This is a genomic window from Halolamina pelagica, from assembly GCF_900115675.1.
Classification (GTDB): domain Archaea; phylum Halobacteriota; class Halobacteria; order Halobacteriales; family Haloferacaceae; genus Halolamina; species Halolamina pelagica.
The window spans coordinates 25,110-42,449 of the sequence record NZ_FOXI01000006.1; the positions used below are offsets into that span (position 1 = coordinate 25,110).

23 protein-coding genes are annotated in these 17,340 nt (G+C 70.1%); 10 read left to right on the forward strand and 13 right to left on the reverse strand.

Annotated features, from left to right (window positions below; genetic code table 11):
- Window positions 1-145 precede the first annotated feature (145 nt).
- The gene (locus BMZ83_RS09480; protein WP_074878006.1) at window positions 146-646 is read left to right on the forward strand and encodes a DUF7858 family protein; all 501 of its coding nucleotides are present in this window, start codon (window positions 146-148) and stop codon (window positions 644-646) included.
- 1 nt (window position 647) lies between these two features.
- On the opposite strand, the gene BMZ83_RS09485 is transcribed toward BMZ83_RS09480, so the two are convergent.
- The 7 genes from BMZ83_RS09485 to BMZ83_RS16300 form a co-directional block, all read right to left on the reverse strand.
- Window positions 648-1,430: an AAA family ATPase gene (locus BMZ83_RS09485; RefSeq protein WP_074878008.1), complete on the reverse strand. Its 783-nt coding sequence runs from the start codon at window positions 1,428-1,430 to the stop codon at window positions 648-650.
- A gap of 55 nt (window positions 1,431-1,485) precedes the next feature.
- On the reverse strand, window positions 1,486-1,908 hold the full coding sequence (locus BMZ83_RS09490; protein WP_074878012.1) for an HIT family protein: 423 nt from the start codon (window positions 1,906-1,908) through the stop codon (window positions 1,486-1,488).
- 42 nt (window positions 1,909-1,950) lie between these two features.
- A complete protein-coding gene (locus BMZ83_RS09495; protein WP_074878014.1) occupies window positions 1,951-2,607 on the reverse strand; it encodes a uracil-DNA glycosylase in 657 nt (218 codons plus the stop codon).
- Between the two features lie 2 nt (window positions 2,608-2,609).
- Window positions 2,610-3,476 (reverse strand): ribose-phosphate diphosphokinase, encoded by an 867-nt coding sequence (gene prs / locus BMZ83_RS09500; protein ID WP_074878016.1) that lies wholly within the window; start codon window positions 3,474-3,476, stop codon window positions 2,610-2,612.
- A gap of 73 nt (window positions 3,477-3,549) precedes the next feature.
- Window positions 3,550-4,419: an HVO_0234 family beta-propeller protein gene (locus tag BMZ83_RS09505; RefSeq protein WP_074878019.1), complete on the reverse strand. Its 870-nt coding sequence runs from the start codon at window positions 4,417-4,419 to the stop codon at window positions 3,550-3,552.
- A 199-nt stretch (window positions 4,420-4,618) separates the two neighbouring features.
- Window positions 4,619-5,269, reverse strand: coding sequence for a hypothetical protein (locus BMZ83_RS09510; protein WP_074878022.1), 651 nt, complete (start codon window positions 5,267-5,269; stop codon window positions 4,619-4,621).
- A 24-nt stretch (window positions 5,270-5,293) separates the two neighbouring features.
- The gene (locus tag BMZ83_RS16300) at window positions 5,294-6,025 is read right to left on the reverse strand and encodes a hypothetical protein (protein ID WP_143076922.1); all 732 of its coding nucleotides are present in this window, start codon (window positions 6,023-6,025) and stop codon (window positions 5,294-5,296) included.
- Between the two features lie 452 nt (window positions 6,026-6,477).
- On the opposite strand from BMZ83_RS16300, the gene BMZ83_RS09525 reads away from it, so the two are divergent.
- Window positions 6,478-7,065 carry a DUF7344 domain-containing protein gene (locus BMZ83_RS09525; protein WP_074878027.1) on the forward strand — a complete coding sequence of 196 codons (588 nt, stop codon included), beginning with the start codon at window positions 6,478-6,480 and terminating at the stop codon, window positions 7,063-7,065.
- Between the two features lie 29 nt (window positions 7,066-7,094).
- On the opposite strand, the gene BMZ83_RS09530 is transcribed toward BMZ83_RS09525, so the two are convergent.
- Window positions 7,095-7,787 (reverse strand): type I 3-dehydroquinate dehydratase, encoded by a 693-nt coding sequence (locus tag BMZ83_RS09530; RefSeq protein WP_074878029.1) that lies wholly within the window; start codon window positions 7,785-7,787, stop codon window positions 7,095-7,097.
- Between the two features lie 82 nt (window positions 7,788-7,869).
- Here BMZ83_RS09530 and BMZ83_RS09535 point away from each other — a divergent pair, with 82 nt between their 5' ends.
- Window positions 7,870-8,616 (forward strand): cobalamin-binding protein, encoded by a 747-nt coding sequence (locus BMZ83_RS09535; protein WP_074878031.1) that lies wholly within the window; start codon window positions 7,870-7,872, stop codon window positions 8,614-8,616.
- Window positions 8,617-8,618: 2 nt separating this feature from the next.
- Here the strand turns inward: BMZ83_RS09535 and BMZ83_RS09540 are convergent, their stop codons facing one another.
- Window positions 8,619-8,810 carry a hypothetical protein gene (locus BMZ83_RS09540; protein WP_074878034.1) on the reverse strand — a complete coding sequence of 64 codons (192 nt, stop codon included), beginning with the start codon at window positions 8,808-8,810 and terminating at the stop codon, window positions 8,619-8,621.
- Window positions 8,811-8,888: 78 nt separating this feature from the next.
- Between BMZ83_RS09540 and yjjX the strand changes: the two genes are divergently transcribed.
- Window positions 8,889-9,407 carry an inosine/xanthosine triphosphatase gene (gene yjjX, locus BMZ83_RS09545; RefSeq protein WP_074878036.1) on the forward strand — a complete coding sequence of 173 codons (519 nt, stop codon included), beginning with the start codon at window positions 8,889-8,891 and terminating at the stop codon, window positions 9,405-9,407.
- A 177-nt stretch (window positions 9,408-9,584) separates the two neighbouring features.
- Here yjjX and BMZ83_RS09550 read toward each other — a convergent pair whose 3' ends face one another.
- A complete protein-coding gene (locus BMZ83_RS09550; RefSeq protein WP_079990155.1) occupies window positions 9,585-11,456 on the reverse strand; it encodes a flippase-like domain-containing protein in 1,872 nt (623 codons plus the stop codon).
- A 213-nt stretch (window positions 11,457-11,669) separates the two neighbouring features.
- Between BMZ83_RS09550 and BMZ83_RS09555 the strand changes: the two genes are divergently transcribed.
- Window positions 11,670-11,918, forward strand: a complete 249-nt coding sequence (locus BMZ83_RS09555) for a DUF7123 family protein (RefSeq protein ID WP_074878037.1) — start codon at window positions 11,670-11,672, stop codon at window positions 11,916-11,918.
- Window position 11,919: 1 nt separating this feature from the next.
- Here the strand turns inward: BMZ83_RS09555 and BMZ83_RS09560 are convergent, their stop codons facing one another.
- On the reverse strand, window positions 11,920-12,216 hold the full coding sequence (locus BMZ83_RS09560; RefSeq protein ID WP_074878039.1) for a DUF7577 domain-containing protein: 297 nt from the start codon (window positions 12,214-12,216) through the stop codon (window positions 11,920-11,922).
- Window positions 12,217-12,280: 64 nt separating this feature from the next.
- Entirely contained in the window at window positions 12,281-12,889 is a 609-nt protein-coding gene (locus BMZ83_RS09565; RefSeq protein ID WP_074878041.1) for a winged helix-turn-helix transcriptional regulator, read from the reverse strand.
- A 139-nt stretch (window positions 12,890-13,028) separates the two neighbouring features.
- Here BMZ83_RS09565 and BMZ83_RS09570 point away from each other — a divergent pair, with 139 nt between their 5' ends.
- Window positions 13,029-13,217 (forward strand): DUF7312 domain-containing protein, encoded by a 189-nt coding sequence (locus tag BMZ83_RS09570; RefSeq protein ID WP_074878043.1) that lies wholly within the window; start codon window positions 13,029-13,031, stop codon window positions 13,215-13,217.
- 60 nt (window positions 13,218-13,277) lie between these two features.
- On the forward strand, window positions 13,278-14,189 hold the full coding sequence (locus BMZ83_RS09575) for a PhzF family phenazine biosynthesis protein (RefSeq protein WP_074878045.1): 912 nt from the start codon (window positions 13,278-13,280) through the stop codon (window positions 14,187-14,189).
- Window positions 14,190-14,233: 44 nt separating this feature from the next.
- Here BMZ83_RS09575 and BMZ83_RS16870 read toward each other — a convergent pair whose 3' ends face one another.
- The gene (locus BMZ83_RS16870) at window positions 14,234-14,404 is read right to left on the reverse strand and encodes an HVO_0758 family zinc finger protein (protein WP_166623265.1); all 171 of its coding nucleotides are present in this window, start codon (window positions 14,402-14,404) and stop codon (window positions 14,234-14,236) included.
- A gap of 81 nt (window positions 14,405-14,485) precedes the next feature.
- Here BMZ83_RS16870 and BMZ83_RS09580 point away from each other — a divergent pair, with 81 nt between their 5' ends.
- The 3 genes from BMZ83_RS09580 (at window position 14,486) to BMZ83_RS09590 (ending at window position 17,311) form a co-directional block, all read left to right on the forward strand.
- Window positions 14,486-15,694, forward strand: a complete 1,209-nt coding sequence (locus tag BMZ83_RS09580; RefSeq protein WP_074878047.1) for an MFS transporter — start codon at window positions 14,486-14,488, stop codon at window positions 15,692-15,694.
- A gap of 63 nt (window positions 15,695-15,757) precedes the next feature.
- Entirely contained in the window at window positions 15,758-16,939 is a 1,182-nt protein-coding gene (locus tag BMZ83_RS09585) for a 3-dehydroquinate synthase II (RefSeq protein WP_074878049.1), read from the forward strand.
- A gap of 45 nt (window positions 16,940-16,984) precedes the next feature.
- Complete coding sequence (locus BMZ83_RS09590) at window positions 16,985-17,311, forward strand: hypothetical protein (protein WP_074878051.1); 327 nt, start codon at window positions 16,985-16,987, stop codon at window positions 17,309-17,311.
- Window positions 17,312-17,340 lie beyond the last annotated feature (29 nt).

Sequence of the window (17,340 nt, forward strand, 5' to 3'; positions counted from 1 at the left end):
TACATAAACCCGGGTGGCTAGCGGTCGTCCGGACCCGATCCCGCCGGTCGAACGTACCGGTTATCGGTAGGTTCTTCGACAGCGAACCGAGTGAGATGGTTCAATCGAGAAAATCTTTAAACTATCGCGGGTAGAACCGTCGCGTATGACCCTCGACGAGATCGCCGCCGGCATCGAGGTGACCGCCGAGCAGGAGGCCCGCGGCGTCGCCGCCGTCGACGAGACCGGAACCGACCTCGTCGAACGGCTGCGTGACCACGCTGCGGCGCTGCCCTGCACGCCGGAGGCGGCGGCGACGGTCGTCGAGACCCACGCCGCGGGGACCAGCGTGGGCGAGAGCGCACGCGAGGCGGGGATCGCCCCCGTGACGGCCGCGAAGGCGCTACATCGCTGTGGCGTCTCGGGCGTGACCCCGCTGTCGCCGATCGCTCGGGAGATCGTCCGGGACTGGCAGGCGGGTGAGCTCTCGCGCGCCGAGGCGATCGAACTCGCCGGCGTCGGCGAGGCGGAGTTCGCGCTGGGGAGCTACATCGAGAGCCACGAACCTGACCCCGACCTCTCGGCGGCCGTCGCCGACGTGGGGAGTCCGACGGGCAGGAAAGATCCCCTCGCAGACGCCGTCGGCGACGTGGACGAACTGTTCTGACTCAGTTCTCGCGCAGCGACGCGACCCGATCAACCAGTCCGCCCTCGGCGAGCGGTAGATCCAGCCGTCGATCGAGGACGGCGTCGGCGGCGCCCGCGATCGCTGCGACCCCGGACTCCGTTTCCAGCGCCGCCGGGGCGTCCGCCGAGAACTGTGGGAGCACCGCCCCGGCATCGGCCTCCGGGAACCCCCCGGTCCCGTCGCGGTCGACGGCGACGATCGCGTCCGCGTTCGTTCCCACGTCCTGCAGTCGGCCCCGTACCGTCTGGGCGGCGTCGACGCCGCGCTCGCTGACGGGGGTGACGACGGCGACGCGATCGGCCGCGGTGGCGGCCGCGACCCCGGGGTTCGAGCCCAGCGGCGGCACGTCGACGAGCACGCGGTCGAAGGTGCTCGCAGCCTCCTCGATCCGGCGTTCCAGTTCCTGTGCGGCCTCGGCGGTCTTCGCCCGGGCGAGGCGCTCGAAGGGCGCGCGGGCCGGGAGACAGGCGATCCGGCCCGGATCGGGGAGTGCCTCGGCGTCGAGCGCGGCACGGTCGGCGTCGGGGTCGAACTCGACCAGCCCGTCCGCGAGCGGCGCGTCGGACTCGTCGGTCACCAGCGCCGTCGCGTCGGGATCGAGTCGGCCCGAGAGCCGTCGGGCGATCCCCTGCGTATCGTAGGCGGCGTCGAGCACCGCCACGTCGTCGCCCGCTACGGCGAGCGCGCTCGCGAGTTCGAGACAGGTCCGGGTCGTCCCGGCGCCGCCGGTCGCGCCGACGAGCGCCGCAGTCGTCGCTGCCATACGGTTCCTTTCCCGCGTTCCGACTGAAAAACACTGGGTCGGACGGCGAATCGAACTACGCGTCGCGGATCGCGTCGGCGATCTCGTCGAGTTCCGCGTCGGAGGGCTGCTCGCTGTTCGGGTTGATCGCGTGGAACGGTCCGCCGCCGTCGCCCTCGAACCGCGGGACGAGGTGAACGTGGGTGTGGGGCACCTCCTGCCCGGCGGCCTCGCCGTCGTTGATGCCGATCGAGACGGCGTCGGCGTCGACGGCGGCCTCGACGCTGTCGGTGATGTCGTGGACCGCGCCGAAGAGGTCGGCGGCCTCGTCGCTCGGGATCTCGTCCAGTCGGGCGTAGTGCTCGCGGGGGACGACGAGCGTGTGCCCCGGCGCCAGCGGGTTCGCGTCGAGGAACGCGACGGCGTGGTCGGTCTCGGCCACGATGCGGCCGGGGATGTCGCCGGCGACGATGCGACAGAAGATGCAGTCTTCGGCCATACGCGGCCGTTTGGGTCGTCGGAGTATGAAGATGGTGGGGGATCAGCCGTCGACGGCCGCGTCCAACACGTCCCCGAGTTCCTCGAAGTACGCCCCCCGGTCGTACCCCAGTCGCGAGAGCCAGATGTCCCGGTAAGCGGGGTGCAGGATCGGCACCAGCGTCAGCCCCAGCGAGTCGAGTCGGACCGGTTCGAGGACGCCGTCGACGAACCCCTCCACGGACCGATCCTCGAACGCCAGCATCGACGCCGTGGCGTGCTTGCCGGTGGCGACGACGGCGTCCGGGTCGACGCGCTCGATCTCCGTCCGCAGGTGCTCCCTGCAGGTCTCGCGCTCCGCGGCCGTCGGTTCGCGGTTCGTCGACGGATCCTCGGGATCGGCCGGGAAGCACTTCACCGCGTTCGTGTAGAACGAGTCCGGGTAGCCCACGGCGGCCATCGTCTCCCGGATCCGCCGACCGGAGTGCTGGGCGGTGTAGGCGAGGCCGGTCCAGTTCCCACCCTGCCACCGGGCGGCGTCCGGGGCGCCCGCGCCGGGCGCCTCGCCGACGACCAGCACGTCGGCGTCCGCGGGACCGTTCCCCCACGCGATCCGGTTCCGACACGCGGCGAGTTCTGGGCAGCGCTCGCAGTCCGGTTCGAGGACGAGCGCCGAGTCGGGGTCGGGAAATTCGGGATCGGCGCCGCCGTCGGCGACCATCCTCAGACCAGATCCGCGAGCAGCGGCGCGACCGAGACGGCCGACACGTCGCGCTCGACCGTGTCGGTGCCCCAGATGCCCGCCAGCCCGGCGCGCTCGAGCTTGGTCCGGGCGTCGCCGACCAGCAGCGGGTGGACACAGACCACGAACACCCGCCCCACGTCCCGGTCGTGGAGCGCGTCGACGGCCTCGCTCATCGTCGACCCCGTGGCGACCATGTCGTCGACGAGCACCACGTCCCGGCCCGCCACGTCGGCGTTGCCGGGCGATATCTCGACCTCGCCGGTGTCGTAGTCGCGGTCCTTCTCGAAGTAGTCGACCGTGCCCGCGCCGTAGGCATCGCGGGCGTGCTCGGCGATCTCGATGGCGCCCTCGTCGGGCGAGACGAACACCGGATCGTCGAGGTCCGCGGGCAGCGGCTCGGCCAACCGGGCGGCGCCCTCGACGAGTTCGCAGGGCACGTCGAAGAAGTCGGTCACGTCGGGCTCGTGGGGCGAGACGAGGAGCACGCGGTCGGTGCCGGTCGAGACCGCACGGGCGACCGCGCGGGCCGAGACGGGCTGGCCCGGCTTGAACGCCTCGTCCTGCCGGCCGTACCCCATGTACGGGATCACCGTCGTCACCTCGTCGGCGCCGGCTTCGCGGGCCGCGTCCTGGAGCTGGAGCAGTTCGAGGTGGGCGTCGCTCGTGAGCGTCGACGCGACGACGACCGCGTGCTCGCCCGCCAGCGCGTCGGGGTCACTCCCCGAGAGCGACGCACAGAGTTCGCCGTCGGGGAACCGCTCGTAGCGCACGCTCGCGAGGTCGTGGTCGGTCGCCGTCGCCAGTCGGGCCGAGAGCGACTGGGAGTGCGAACCCGGGAGTATCATGGCGGAGGCTCGCGCCCGCGCCGGTAAACACGTTTCCGTTGGCCGCGGCGCCGCGCCGCCAGCGCCGGCGACGCTACGCCACGTCGAGGGTCGGTCCCGCCGCGATCGACGCCACCCCAGTCACGCCGACCGCCCGCGAGCGCCAGCGATCGCCGACGGTCGCCAGCAGCGATCCCGAGTCGGTGGCGGCGACGACGGCGTCGTCGGTGTAGCCGAAGTCGACGATCCCCTCGTCGGTCGGCAGGTCCAGCGCGGTCCAGTCCCCACCTCCCGAACTGCGTCCGAGCACGGTCCCGTCGGCGGCGACGGCGTGGGCGCGCTCGCCGTCGGTCGCGACCGTCTCGTGGCCGCCCCCGCGGGCGAGCATCCAGCCGTTGCCGAGTTCGTAGAGCCCGTCGGTCGTCGCCGCGAGCGGCGCGCCGCGGGCCGCCACGTCCCGGACGTCGTCGAGGCCGGCGTCGTCCAGCCCCGACGCCGTGATGCGGTGGACGCCGTCCGCGGCGGCCACGAGGCGCCCGTCGACCGCGCGCACGTCGTCGACCGAGCCGAGATCGACCCAGTCGGCCGCCGTCGGCCCCGACTCGGGATGGAACCCGGCGTCGGGGATGGGGAGCCGTGCGATTCCCCCGGACGGGTCGACGGCGACGACCGACCGCTCGGCACCGTCGACGACCGAGACCGCGGTCGCCGGGCCGAACTCGGTCTCGGTGAGCCGTTCCGGGTCGGCCCCGGACGCGACCAGCAGCGCCTCGTCGGTCGCGAGCGCGAGCGTCCCGTCGGGGGCGACCGCCACGTCCCGGGCGGTGCCGGGATGGGCGAGTCCGAACTCGCCGACCGCGTCGTCGGAGAGCTGGGCGACCACAAGCCCCTGCTCGGCGGCGACGAACACCGGTGTCGGCGTCGCCGCCTCGTCGTACACGCGCTTCTCCCTGATGGTGGGCATGGCCGGGGGTCGGTTCGCGGTCGGCAAAAGCGGTGCCCTCTTTCCACACTATCGGGAAGTGGGCGGTGTCGAGCACGTTCGCTGTATCAGCGTCTACCTCGACTGCCCGGGACCTCTCTTTCGAAACGGTGGCGATGCTTCGCCGAGGGACTCGCTGGTCATCCGCGAAACGCAGCCCCAGTCGGAAAAATGGGTGTCGCTAGGGGGGCGTCGCCGAGAGACTCAGACTTCCCGATATCTCGTCGTCGGTCACGCCGTCAAGCGCGTTGACGATGAACGAAACCCCGATCGATTCGCCGGTAGCCAACTGAGCAGTCAGTTGCCCCGTTATCGGACTCGTCGCAAGGCCTTCTCGTGTCCCGCTGCCGTCCTTGGAAGACTGCAGTTCGAAGGCGTACTCAGCCCCGCCCTCGATGTCGTCGTTCAGTTCGAAGTCGACCGTGACGGAGAGATCATCCCCGGTCTGGTTCACGATGGCGAACGCGGATTCGAGCGAGTTCTGTCCGTCACTCAGGTCCGAGGGGTCGCTGGCCGTGACCACGGAGAACGTTCCTCCAGTGAGGTCGCTCACACCGGAGTCAGTGACGAACGCGCCGAACTGATACACCGAGTTAACGTTCACTCCGGGGTCGTCACCACCGATCGAGATCGTGAGTTCGCCGTTCGAGTCCATCCGAACGCCCGAGATCTCTTCGTTCGCGACCAGTCCGACCAACCCATCACTGTCGTCGACGACTTCGATCTTCGCCTGCCGGGAAACCTCCGCGGCGCTGAACGCACCGGTTCCGGACGCCAGCGCTCCCGCGCCGACGATCCCTCCCAGCCCGACCACGACGTCACGTCGATTCATTGTTCTGTGCTCGGTTTATCGGATCTACTGATCAGCGGTGTTGAAGTCGTCGTGGCTCCCGGCGCGGACGACGATACTGCCGCCCAGCTCGTCACCCGTATCCGCGTCGTCGACGACGACGAGGAGGCTGACCTTGACGTCCGTCCCCGGGTCCACGTCCGTCGAGTAGTCAGTGGCGTCGGAGTAGATGATACTCGCCTCTCGAGCGTCTGGCGTCGCCGTCGCCACCAGCGCGCTCGTTTTCTCCGGGTCGCCATCTCCCTCCTCGTACTGGGAGACCATGTACACTTCAGCCTCCGACAAGTCTTCGTTAGCCTGGTACGTCACTTCGACCGCATGGTCGGATCCAGACTGGTTGAGCAACCTGAACGCGTAGTGTTCCTCGATGTCGCTGGTCGTGTCGATCGCGAGATCCTCGAGAGTTAGATCGTTCGTCGGGTTTCCGGGGACTTCGTCTAGGTTACCGATCCCACCCATTCCACCGACCTGATACTTGGAGTTCGGGTTAACACCTTCTCCGTCGTGGTCATCCGGGTTGAAGTCGATGACGAGCTCGTTGCTGTTGGCTCCTCCATCGTTCGAGACAAGTTCGGTCGTACCTGCATCAAGACCGATCAGGCCGTTTGTATCATCCACGACACTGATGTCGGCTTCCCGACCGTCGAGTTCTGCAGCCGTAAACGCGCCAGTACCCATCGCAGCCGCTGTTCCCGAAGCCAATGCACCCATTCCGATCACGAACTTGCGTCGTTCCATAGGTTATCTCACCTGTGTTCGCGCACCCCCGATCCCGGACGCCCGGGGCGGGAGCGCTCGGATAACCCATATGGAGGGTGATACTTGGTTATGAGACGCTCGACATGTTTACCGGGCGTGCTCGATGGATCGCAGTGCCTGATCGCTGGACGACAGGCCAACCTCGTCGCCGCCGACGAGGGGAGCATGATTTGGAGAACCGGCGCGAAGGGGCCGCTCGATGCGGCCCACAGCCTGCGGGTGAGTTCGAATCCGCAGACAGCGACGCAGTTAGGAAGGTCCATACGCCCATCAACGACTCCGTTCGCGGACAACGAGGGGAGCCATCTCCCCTCACTATACGGGGAGAAAGAGGTTAACTATCTAACTAATTTATGGGACTCTATCACACACGTACTGGCGAGACTCGCCGATTCCGAGGTAGGGGAGATCCGGGCTGAGAGGGCCGAAAGATGATGTCAATCACCGCCACCGACGACGAGTCACGCTCCACGGGGGAAGAGCTGTCAGAAGACGACGTCTTCGAGATGCTCTCGAACCGACGGCGACGCTACGTCATCCACGCGCTCAAGCACGCGGAGGGGCCGGTCGATGTTTCGGAGCTCTCACGGGACGTCACGGCGTGGGAGCGCGGAATCGACCCGGCCGACGTGACGTACGACGACCGGCGGAACGTGTACAGCACGCTCAAGCGGAACCACCTACCGAAGCTGGCGGAGCAAGAGGTCGTGACCATCAGCGAGGATCCCTGTCTCGTCGAACCCACGCCCGCTCTGGACGACCTAGACGTCTACGTGGAGGTACTCAGCAGTCGGGAGATCCCGTGGAGCCTCTACTACGTCGGGCTCGCGGGCCTCGCCGCCGCACTCCTGCTCGCGATCAGCACCGGGATCCCACCCTTCGCCGCGCTCAGTCCGTTGGGTCTCGGCGTGTTCGTCACGATGGCCTTCGGAACCTCGGCCGTCTTTCACTATCTCGTCGGCCGGCGCACCCGCCTCGGTAGCACGGAGAAACCCCCCGAACTACAGAAACGAGAGTGAGGCCGACGGCGACCCCTCTCGGACGCTGACTACCCACTCTGGAGCCGGCCGACCAACTCCGCCAGCGTCTCCAGATCGTACTGCCCGGGCGCGGTGGCGTCCTCCGCATGGACCGGCGCGTAGCCGATCTTCGAGCCGTACACCGGCGCGACCGCGCGAGTGTGCCGGCCGGCCTCGCCCATCGCCATCGTCGCTACGGCGTAGCCCGCGGCGTCGACGGTGTGGGTCGCCGACAGCAGCGCCAGCGCGTCCTCGCGGTCGGTGGCGGTGACCGCCAGCTTCCCCACGTCGCCCGCCGACGCGGCCGCCGACAGGAGCGAGACCATCGCGCGCTCGGAGGGCGTGCCGGCGAAGTCGTGGACCGAGACCACCACCTCGACCCCCCGCGACGCGGCCGTCTCGGCGACGGCGACCGCGCGCTCGGACCGTCGGAGTGCGGCCAGTTCGATATCGACCGCCGCGACGGCGTCGTTGCCCAGCGCGGCTTCGAGGGCGTCGAGTCGGGCGGACTCCGCGGCCGCGTCGCTCCCGTCGACCTCCCCGCCCTCCCACGCGGGGCGGTTCGTCACGAGCAGCGGCAGGTCGCCGTCGTAGGCCGCGAGCTGTGCGGCGGGGTCGGACGCGAGGTCCATCCGGAACTCCACGAGGTCGGCGACGCCGCGGGCCGCGCGCTCGTCGGCGAGGTCGGCGGTGGCGGTGACGAGGGTGAACGAGTCGAACACGGGAAGGAGATAGTGGCGGGGGACCATACAGATTCGGGCTGGGCCGCGGGGTATTTCCCGAGCCCGCCCCCACCACCGACAGATGCGACTCGTCTCGCTGGCCCCGAGCGCGACCGCGACCCTGTCGGCGATGGCCGTCGCCGACGACCTGGTCGGCGCCACGGTTCACTGCGACCTCTCGGGCGTGGCCGCCGACCCGGAGCGCGTCGGCGGCTGGCTGAACGCCGACCTCGACCGCGTCGAGGCACTGTCGCCCGACCTGGTGCTCACAAGCGACGCCCTCCAGCGCGAGACGCGCGACGAACTCCGCGAGCGCGGGCTGGCGGTCCACCACGCCGAACCGGGCACGCTCGACGAGGCGGTCGAGGGGTTCGCCGACCTCGGCCGCGCGGTCGGGGACGCCGACGCGGGCGCGAAACTGGCCGCCGAGGCCCGCGAACGCCTCCGGGCTGTGCGCGCGGCCGTCGCCGACGAGCCGCGGCCGACCGTCTACTGCGAGGAGTGGGCCGACCCGCCGATGGCTGCCGGGAACTGGGTGCCAGAGGCCGTCGACGCCGCGGGTGGGGCGTACCCGTTCGCCGAACCGGGCGAGCGGTCGTCGGAGGTGACGGCGGGGGAGGTGGCGCAAGCGAAGCCCGACTACGTGATCCTCCACCCCTGTGGGAAGGGTGACCGCACGGATCCCGACGCGTTCCGCGAGCGGGGCTGGGCTCTCGACGCCGAGATCCACGTCGTCGACGACTCGTTGCTGAACCAGCCGAGCCCGAACCTGATCGGCGGGATCGAGCGGCTGGCCGAGGTCCTCCACGGGATCGGCACCGCCGACTGAAGCTACCCGCGAAGTTCCGCGAGCGACCACCCCAGCGAGAGCACGACCAACACGAGGCTCCCGACCGTCGACACCGGGGCGTCCCCCGTCACGAACAGCAGCACGACGGCGAACACGGTGAGCTGGGCGGCGAACACCATTCGCTTCAGGCTGGCCAGTTCGCCCTCCGACGGCCGCTCGACGGCGTCGTTCATGCCCTCCCGTTCCGGGGCGAGCCGCAAGAACGTACCGCGACCGAAACCGATAGGCCCGGCGCGGCGCCGCCTCCGAGTATGCGACTCGCCGTCGGCAGCGGCAATCCGGTGAAGCGACGCGCGGTCGAACAGGCCGTCGAGGCGACGCTCGACGGTCCCGAAGTCGAGGCGGTCCCGGTCGACTCGGGCGTCGCCGAGCAGCCCGCCGGCCGCGAGGAGACCGTCACGGGGGCGAAAACTCGCGCCGCGAACGCGCTCGCGGCCGGCGAGTACGACCTCGGCGTCGGGCTCGAGGGCGGCGTCGCCGAGGTCGAGGGCGCCGAGGGGCTGTTCCTGATCATGTGGGTCGCCGTGACCGACGGCGACCAGGTCGGGGTCGGGTCGGGGCCGTCGTTCCGGCTTCCCGACGCGATCGGCGACCGCGTCGCCGCCGGCGAGGAACTGGGACCGGTGATGGACGACGTGCTCGGGGAGGACGGCGTCGCGAGAAGGCAGGGCGCTGCAGGCGCGCTGTCAGGCGGTGTAGTCGACCGGGACGACGCACTCGCGGCGGGCGTGGCGGCGGCGATGGGGCCGTTCGTGACCGACCGCTACTGAACGTCGACCTTTTGCTGCGCTCCCTTCGGTCGCTGGCGAAAGCTCGGGCAAAAACCTCCGCACTCCCTCCGGGAGAGCGAAGCTCTCCCGTGCTCCCGCTCACTGCGTTCGCGGGAACTGCGGTCGTTCGTCGGCCTCGCCTTCGGCGAGTGAGCGAAGTCGTCCTGATCTCGACGATTACGCCGGCTCTTCAGCCTCTTCCATCTCCTCGGCCTCCTCGACCGCGGTCGTCAGCGAGACGTTCAGCGCGAGCATCGAGATCACGCCGCCGACGACCGTCACCGCGTTCTTCAGGAAGTGGTCGACGATCGCCGCCCCCAGCGCGACGGCGGCCGTCACCGGCGTCAGCCCCGCGACGAGCAGGGTGAACGCCGCCTCGTACAGGCCGACGCCGCCGGGGGTGAGCGGGATCACCTTCGCGAGGTTCCCCACCGAGACGGCGAAGAAACAGATGGTCACCAGCGTCGCGGCTTCGAGCGGCGGCTCGAACGCCGCCAGCACCAGCGCCGCCGTCACCACGTCGAGCGTCCAGATCACGAGGCTGGAGGCGCCGACGAGCATGAACGCCCGCGGGTTCCCGCCGACCTGCTGCACGTCGCCGACGAACCGCTCCAGGACGCCGGCGACGAAGTCGGCGTAGGAGTCCGAGGAGACCCGCGTCACTAGCCCCCGGACGTGGTTGCGGTCCGAGCGCGCCGAGAGGACGATACCCGCGACCGCGGCGAGCGCGACGACGGCGACGCCGACGGCGACGATGACGGCGATCTGGCCGCTCTCGGAGGCGCCCGTGAGCGACTGCGCGACCCGTGCGAGGTCGCCCGTCGCCGCGTAGCTCAGCAGCACGATCCCGGCGAGTACCGTGATCGTGAGCAGGTCGAACACCCGCTCGGCCGCCAGCGACGCGAACCCCGAGGGGTACGGGATCCCCCGCCGGGCTTTCACCACGTACGCCCGGACCGCGTCGCCCGCACGTGCCGGGAACACCAGGTTCCCCGTCTGGGAGATGAACACCGCGCCCGTGAGGAAGCCGATCCGTTCGTCGAACCCCAACTCCCCGAGGATGTCGCGGTAGCGCATCCCGCGCAGCGGCCACGAGAGCGCGTAGACGACGGTCGCGGCGCCCACCAGCACCGGGTCGGCGTCCCGGATGTGTTCGAGCACCGCTTCGAAGTCCAGGTACTGCGTCGAGAGCAGGAGCGCGACCAGCACCAGCAGCGCGCTCGCGGCCAGCGTCATCCGGCGGGTCACCCGCGGCTGGACCGAGAGCTGCCACCAGGTCCGGACGATCTGGCTCCCCATCCCGAACACGTCCCGGACGAGGTCGACCTTCGAGTCGCCCTTGGGTTCCCAGTCGACCGGGAACTCCGCGACCCGGAACCCCTCGCGCTGGGCGCGCACGAGCAGTTCCGTGTCCCAGAACCAGTGGCGGTCCTCCACGTCGTCGTGGACCGCCTCGAACGCCTCCCGGGAGATGGCCTTGAAGCCACACTGGTGGTCACGCAGCCCGGTTCGGAGGAACAGCCGGACGGCGCCGTTGTACCCCTTCGAGGGGATCCCCCGCTTGGCGGGGCGGTCGGCGACGTTGCCCGGCATCCAGCGCGACCCCGTCGCCACGTCGGCGTCGCCGGTTCGCACCTTGTTCACCAGCGTCTCCAGGTGCTTCATGTCGGTCGCGAGGTCGGTGTCGAAGTAGACCAGCGTCTCGCCGTGGGCGGCGTCGAACGCCCGCTCCAGGGCGCCCCCGCGGCCCAGTCGCTCGTCGCTGTGGAAGTGCCGGACGGCCGCGATCTCGTCGGCGAGCCGGTCGGCGATCTGGGGCGTCTCGTCGTCGCAGCCGTCCTCGGCGACGATGACCTCGTACGTGCCGGGTTTCAGGAACGCGCCCAGCGTGTCGAGGGTGGTCCGGACCGTCTCCTCGATGGTGTCGGCCTCGTTGTACGCCGGGAGGACGACGCTGACTGCGACGGCGTTCGAGTCGAGCGTCGGCGTCACGGCCGCGTCTGCCCCCGCCGCTCGCTCGGCGTCGCTCCCGTCGGCGGGGTTACTCATAATCGACGTTGGCTCCGGCGCGTGTAAGTAGCTTCTGAAGGGGGTCGCCGGCCCGCAGGCGGGGCACCGACGAGAACGGCGTTAGCCGACCGTACCTGTCGGTGGTGATAGGCCGCCCCTGCCGGGGGCGATCGGGGACAAAACCGCACGACTGCAACCGGATTAACCCGTCGTACCAAACGCCTGAAGGGTGTACGGTGCCACCGTCGATGTATGAGTCACGCAGGCGTAGCGGCGACGGTCGACCTCTCGGAGAAACAGGCGCGCATCCTGAACCACCTGCGGGAGGCTGCCGCCGACAAGACGTACTTCAAGTCGCGGCTGGTGGCCGAAGAGCTCGACATGACCGCCAAGGAGGTCGGCGCGAACATGCGGGCGCTGCTGTCGGCCGACCACGGCCTCGACATCGAGAAGTGGGGCTACTCGTCGGGCACGACGTGGAAGGTCACCCGGGCCGAGTAGCTCAGAGCCGCCGCGCACAGCTGCTGCAGTACTGGTAGGCCGGATCGTTCTCCGTCCCGCAGTTCCCACAGCGAACCGTGCCGTCCTCCGCGGCCGCCTCGCGGGCGGCGGCGGGGCCGCTCTCGGAGAGCCGTCGGCGGTACGCCGCGCCGTCCTCGTCCTCGCCGCCCCAGATCTCCGAACCGGTGTAATCCGGCGCCTCGTCGATCTCCATCCGGGACATCATGAACAGCAGCAGCGGGATCTGTATCGCGATGGGGATCACCAACAACAGCCAGAGCAGGGCTGTGTCGGGCATACGCACACGTACCGGCTGTGAGACCTTATCGATTGGGAACTGTCCACATGGAGAGAGGAACCGCTCAGGGGTCGTGGCTGATCAGGGCCGCGGCGTCGGCCGCCAGCGCGTCGGCGGCGGCGTCGAAGGAGTCGGCGTAGCGAACGAGCAGCGCGAGCAGCGTCTCCGGTTCCTCCAGCGCGTAGCCGTCCTCGCGGGAGAGCAGGCCCGCCGACTCCAGCGCGGCGGCGTGGCTGCTGACCGTCGCCCGGGAGACGCCGAGTTCCGCCGCGAGGTCGGCGCCCGTGGCGTCGGGGTCCCGGAGCAGCGCGATCACCATCCCGCGTGGCGTCGACCGGCGCAGGTAGCCCAGTGCGGTCCGCTCGAAGGCGGAGAACCGGTCGGCCGGGAAGAAGCGGCGGTAGTCGCCGTCGCGCCAGGAGACGATCGCTCCCTCCGAGAGCAGGCGGTCGACGTGGTGCTGGGTCTCGCCGGTCCCGAGCTGGAGGTCGTCCCGGAGCTTCGAGAAGTGGGCGCCGGGCGTCGCCGCGACGTAGCCGACGATGGCGTCGCGGGTGTCGCTTCCGCCCGTGGCGTCGCTATCGCCGCCCAACGCGGCGAACGGGGCCGCGGCGCCGGCCGCCGCGAACCGCTTGAGCGTCGCCCGCTTCTCCTCGTCGACGCCGCGTGTCACGCGTTGGCTTGGGCGGCACTCGGACAAAGAGGTTTCGACAGCCAGCGCGGCGTGACACTACTCGAACCCTCCCCAGTCGCGCACAGTCAGCAGCCGGTACCCACAACGGCTTTCCGCGACGACCACCTCCGTTCTGACGATGAGCGAGGACCGCGGCACTGAGTCGGCCGACGACGAGTGGGCCATCAGCCTCGAGGACCTCGAGGAGGGGGAGAGCGCCCGTCCCCAGCCCGCACCGATCGAGCCCGGCGACCCGACGGTCGAGGGGGTCGCGTTCGTCGTCCTCGGCGTCGCGTTGACGCTCGTGGTGCTGCTCGGCGGGCTCTGACCGACGCGGCCGCCCCACGGACCCCGTCACGTCTAAACCGGCCCGGCCCGACCTCCGGGCATGGAGAGCTACCGGACGCTTCTCGTCGACGCGTTCACCAGGGAGCCACTGGCCGGCAACGCCGCCGGCGTGGTGCCCGACGCCGCCGGACTGAGCGGGGAGCAGATGCAGGCGATCGCCCGCGAGCTGTCGGTCTCTGAGACCGCCTTCCTCCTCCCCTCCGAGGAGGCCGACCGGAAGGTGCGCTACTTCTCCCCGACCCAGGAGGTCGATCTCTGCGGGCACGCCACCATCGCGTCCCACGGCGCGCTGTTCGAGGACGGCGCCATCGACGCCGGCAGCCACACGCTCGAGACAGACGTGGGCGTGCTCGACATCCAGGTGACCGACACGGGGGCGGTGTGGATGACCCAGAACGCCCCGCAGGTCTTCGAGGTCGACCTCGACTACGCCGACGCCGCCGACGCGCTGGGGATCGACGAGGCCGCGTTCGCGGACGTGGGCGCGGACCTGCCGCCCGCCTACGCCTCGACCGGCCTCCCGTTCCTGATCCTCCCCGTGAACTTCCTCGAACACCTCTCGGGGATGGACCCCGACATGGAGGCCGTCGAGGCACTCGCGGACAGCCACGACTGCGCCGGGATCTACGTGTTCACGTTCGACGCCATCGGCCGGAGCCGGGACTCGACGCTGCACGGCCGCGCGTTCGTCCCCGGCCTCGGCGTCGACGAGGACCCCGTGACCGGCACCGCCTCGGGCGCCTGCGGGGCGTACCTCGATCACTTCGCGGCGTTCGACGACGAGTTCCCCGACCGCATGACGTTCGAGCAGGGCCACTTCCTCGACCGCCCGGGCCACGTCGGCGTGCGCGTCGACGGCCAGACGGTGCAGGTGGGCGGCGACGCGGTCGTCTCCCTGGACGGGTCGCTGACGGTTCCGGAGTACGAGGACGACGAGATCATCGAAGCATAGGGGTTCCCGACAGCCGCCCGTCGGTCGTTCACCGACGCCGTCGGTCAGGGCAGTTCCTTCCACTCGCGCCCGCAATCGGGACACTTCCGGACGTTGTACACTTCGTCCGACAAGTTCTCGGTGGCGAGGGTCTGTTCGCACTCCGCACAGTTGAGTCGCTCGTAGGTGTCCTTGTAGAGTTCGTCGCTGCGTAGACCTTTCCGGGTGCTCTTCATGGCCCCGGGTTCGGGGCCGAACGTTAAAAGACTCCGCACGGATCCGGAACGCTTGACACCGCCCGCGGGCAACCGACTCGCGTGTCTCGCTCGCGTCTCTTCGGTGCGCTCTGTGGGCAGGTGTTCCTCGTCAACCTCACCCGGGTGGTGATGGCGCCGCTGGTGAGCGTGTTCATCGTCACCTTCGGCGTCGGCGAGGGGACTGCCGGCCTCGTCGCCACCGCGGTGTGGTACGGCAGCGCCGCGCCACGGATCCCGACCGGCTACCTCCTGACGAAAGTGTCGCGGCTGACCGTCGTGCTCGCGTCGGGGCTCGTCCTGGCCGTCGGCGCGACCGCGGCGGCGATCGCCAGCAGCGTCCCGCTGCTGATCCTCGGCGCGGCGATGGCGGGGTTGGCCTCGGGGCTCTACTTCGTCACCGGGAACACGCTGGTCAGCGAACTGTTCCCCGAGCGCGTCGGGCGGATGATCGGCATCCACGGCACCGCGAGCCAGGTGGCCTCCGCCGCCGCGGCGCCGATCGTGACACTCGCCGTCGGCGCCACCGTGGACTGGACCCCCGTTCTCGTAGCGCTCGGGCTCCCCGCGGACGAGCCGTGGCGCCTCGTGTTCGTCGCGATCGCGGCGGGCGGGCTGACGATCACGGCCGTGACGTTCGTCCTGTCCCGCGGCGTCGACCTGCCCGACGCCGGCGACGCCGACCGGGACTTCCTGGGCGCCGCCCGCGCGGAGTGGCAGACGATCCTCCTCGGAGTCGCCGTGATGGGCGTACTCGGGTTCGCCTGGCAGGGGATCTTCAACTTCTACCAACTGTTCATGGAGTCCCGAGGCGTCGCCGCCGGCGTGGCGCGGAACTCGCTGACGCTGGTGTTCGCCGCCGGCGTGCCCGCCTTCGCCATCAGCGGCACGCTGGCCGACCGGCTTCCGCAGCCACACTACCTGCTCGGCGTCGCCGGAACGTTCGTCGTGTTGGTGTTCACGCTGACCGCGGCCACCTCGACGGTGGGGCTGCTCGTCGTCTCGGTCGCACTGGGGTACACCGTCCACAGCCTCTTTCCGGCGGTCGACACGTTCCTGCTCGGCTCGTTCCCCGACCAGAACCGCGCCAGCGCCTACGCCGTGTTCAGCGGCGTGATGATGCTCGTGCAGGCACCGGGGTCGTGGGTCGTCGGGACGCTCGCCGAGGCCGGCGTGGCGTACGTGACGGTGTTTCGGGGGCTGGCGGCCGTCGTCGGCGTCGTCGTCGTCGTGCTGTTCGTGCTCCAGCGGGCGGGCCGGCTGCCGAACTGATCGGCCGCTCCACGGCCTGCAGCATCCGCCACGTTCAAGCCGCCTGCCGGAGAGTACCCGGACATGACCCGTTCCGTGTGGCTGAAAGCCGACGACGCCGTCGGCGACTGGGAGGCGCGAAAGCAGCGGATCACCGCCGGCCTCGAAGCCGGAGTCGACTGGGTGCTGGTCGACGAGGCCGACGTGGGCCGCGTCCGCGAACTGGGCAGCGTCAACGTCGCCGCGTTCAAGGGGACCGGCGAGTACGAGGAGGAGATCGTCGACGCCAGCCGCGACACCGAGCCCGACAGCTACGTCGTCGGGAAGGGGGGCGAGGGCGACGGTACGGTCGACCTCCCCTCGGACTTCTCCGGCTCGGCGGACCTGACGACGCTGCGACGCTCCGACGACCGCGCGCAGGCGTCGTACGTCCGCGTGTTCGGCGAGGACTACGAGGAGTTCGCCGAGGAGGCCGCCCGCGACGCCGAATACACGATCGTCGTCGCCGAGGACTGGCAGGTGATCCCGCTGGAGAACCTGATCGCCCGCGTCGGCGAGGCGACGGACCTCGTCGCCGGCGTCGACTCCGCCGAGGAGGCCGCGACCGCGTTCGAGACGCTGGAGATCGGCGTCGACGACGTGCTGCTCGACACCGACGACCCCGACGTGATCCGCGAGACGGTCGAGGTTCGGGACCGCAGCGAGCGCGAGCGGCTCGACCTGCGCTACGCCGAGGTCCAGCAGGTCGAGGAGACCGGCGGCGCCGACCGCGTCTGCATCGACACGGGATCGCTGCTGGAGGACGACGAGGGGATGCTCGTCGGCTCGCTCTCGCGGGGCCTCTTTTTCGTCCACGGCGAGACCGCCGACTCGCCGTACGTCGCGTCCCGGCCGTTCCGGGTCAACGCCGGCGCGGTCCACGCCTACGTCCGGACGCCCGAGGGTGAGACGAAGTACCTCGCGGAGCTCCAGTCGGGCGACCGCGTGCAGGTCGCCGACACCGCGGGCCACACCCGCGAGGCCATCGTCGGCCGCGTGAAGATCGAGAAGCGCCCGATGTTCCGGGTGCAGGCCGAGGTCGAGACCGAGGAGGGTCCGGACGTGGTCGAGACGCTGCTGCAGAACGCCGAGACGGTGAAGGTCGCGACGAAGGAGGGCCGCAAGGCGGTGACGGATCTGGAAGCCGGCGACGAGGTGCTGCTCTACTACGAGGCCGGTGGGCGCCACTTCGGCGAGAAGATCGAGGAGAGCATCATCGAGAAGTAGTCGGGGCCGCCACCTTGTTTCACCGCGGCCACGAACGCCGAAGGGATGACCGACATCGGGGAGCGGTTGACCGAACTCGAGCGGGGCGACGACGTGTCCGTGACCGTCGACGGCCGCGAGTACTGCGGAACGGTGACGAGCACGAGCCGCACGGAGTGTGAACTGGCCGGCGCGTTCATGGAGTCCGGCTACGTCGGCGTCAGCGTCGACCTCGACGCCGAAACCGTCGACCGCCACGGGCTCTCGACCGACGAACTCTCGATCGGTGCCGAGGAACGGGGGCCGCGGGCGTGGGACGCCGCGACCGCGACGCTCGGGGAGTCGACGGATCTCGGTGAAGTCGGCGAGGTCGAGAGCACGAACCGGACCTGAAGGGCCGACGGATCGCAGCGCACGAACTC

Coding starts and splice junctions, on each gene's coding strand:
- BMZ83_RS09480 (WP_074878006.1), top strand. CDS start 146: ATGACCCTCGACGAGATCGCCGCCGGCATCGAGGTGACCGCCGAGCAG.
- BMZ83_RS09485 (WP_074878008.1), bottom strand. CDS start 1,430: ATGGCAGCGACGACTGCGGCGCTCGTCGGCGCGACCGGCGGCGCCGGG.
- BMZ83_RS09490 (WP_074878012.1), bottom strand. CDS start 1,908: ATGGCCGAAGACTGCATCTTCTGTCGCATCGTCGCCGGCGACATCCCC.
- BMZ83_RS09495 (WP_074878014.1), bottom strand. CDS start 2,607: ATGGTCGCCGACGGCGGCGCCGATCCCGAATTTCCCGACCCCGACTCG.
- prs (WP_074878016.1), bottom strand. CDS start 3,476: ATGATACTCCCGGGTTCGCACTCCCAGTCGCTCTCGGCCCGACTGGCG.
- BMZ83_RS09505 (WP_074878019.1), bottom strand. CDS start 4,419: ATGCCCACCATCAGGGAGAAGCGCGTGTACGACGAGGCGGCGACGCCG.
- BMZ83_RS09510 (WP_074878022.1), bottom strand. CDS start 5,269: ATGAATCGACGTGACGTCGTGGTCGGGCTGGGAGGGATCGTCGGCGCG.
- BMZ83_RS16300 (WP_143076922.1), bottom strand. CDS start 6,025: ATGGAACGACGCAAGTTCGTGATCGGAATGGGTGCATTGGCTTCGGGA.
- BMZ83_RS09525 (WP_074878027.1), top strand. CDS start 6,478: ATGATGTCAATCACCGCCACCGACGACGAGTCACGCTCCACGGGGGAA.
- BMZ83_RS09535 (WP_074878031.1), top strand. CDS start 7,870: ATGCGACTCGTCTCGCTGGCCCCGAGCGCGACCGCGACCCTGTCGGCG.
- BMZ83_RS09540 (WP_074878034.1), bottom strand. CDS start 8,810: ATGAACGACGCCGTCGAGCGGCCGTCGGAGGGCGAACTGGCCAGCCTG.
- yjjX (WP_074878036.1), top strand. CDS start 8,889: ATGCGACTCGCCGTCGGCAGCGGCAATCCGGTGAAGCGACGCGCGGTC.
- BMZ83_RS09550 (WP_079990155.1), bottom strand. CDS start 11,456: ATGAGTAACCCCGCCGACGGGAGCGACGCCGAGCGAGCGGCGGGGGCA.
- BMZ83_RS09555 (WP_074878037.1), top strand. CDS start 11,670: ATGAGTCACGCAGGCGTAGCGGCGACGGTCGACCTCTCGGAGAAACAG.
- BMZ83_RS09560 (WP_074878039.1), bottom strand. CDS start 12,216: ATGCCCGACACAGCCCTGCTCTGGCTGTTGTTGGTGATCCCCATCGCG.
- BMZ83_RS09570 (WP_074878043.1), top strand. CDS start 13,029: ATGAGCGAGGACCGCGGCACTGAGTCGGCCGACGACGAGTGGGCCATC.
- BMZ83_RS09575 (WP_074878045.1), top strand. CDS start 13,278: ATGGAGAGCTACCGGACGCTTCTCGTCGACGCGTTCACCAGGGAGCCA.
- BMZ83_RS16870 (WP_166623265.1), bottom strand. CDS start 14,404: ATGAAGAGCACCCGGAAAGGTCTACGCAGCGACGAACTCTACAAGGAC.
- BMZ83_RS09585 (WP_074878049.1), top strand. CDS start 15,758: ATGACCCGTTCCGTGTGGCTGAAAGCCGACGACGCCGTCGGCGACTGG.
- BMZ83_RS09590 (WP_074878051.1), top strand. CDS start 16,985: ATGACCGACATCGGGGAGCGGTTGACCGAACTCGAGCGGGGCGACGAC.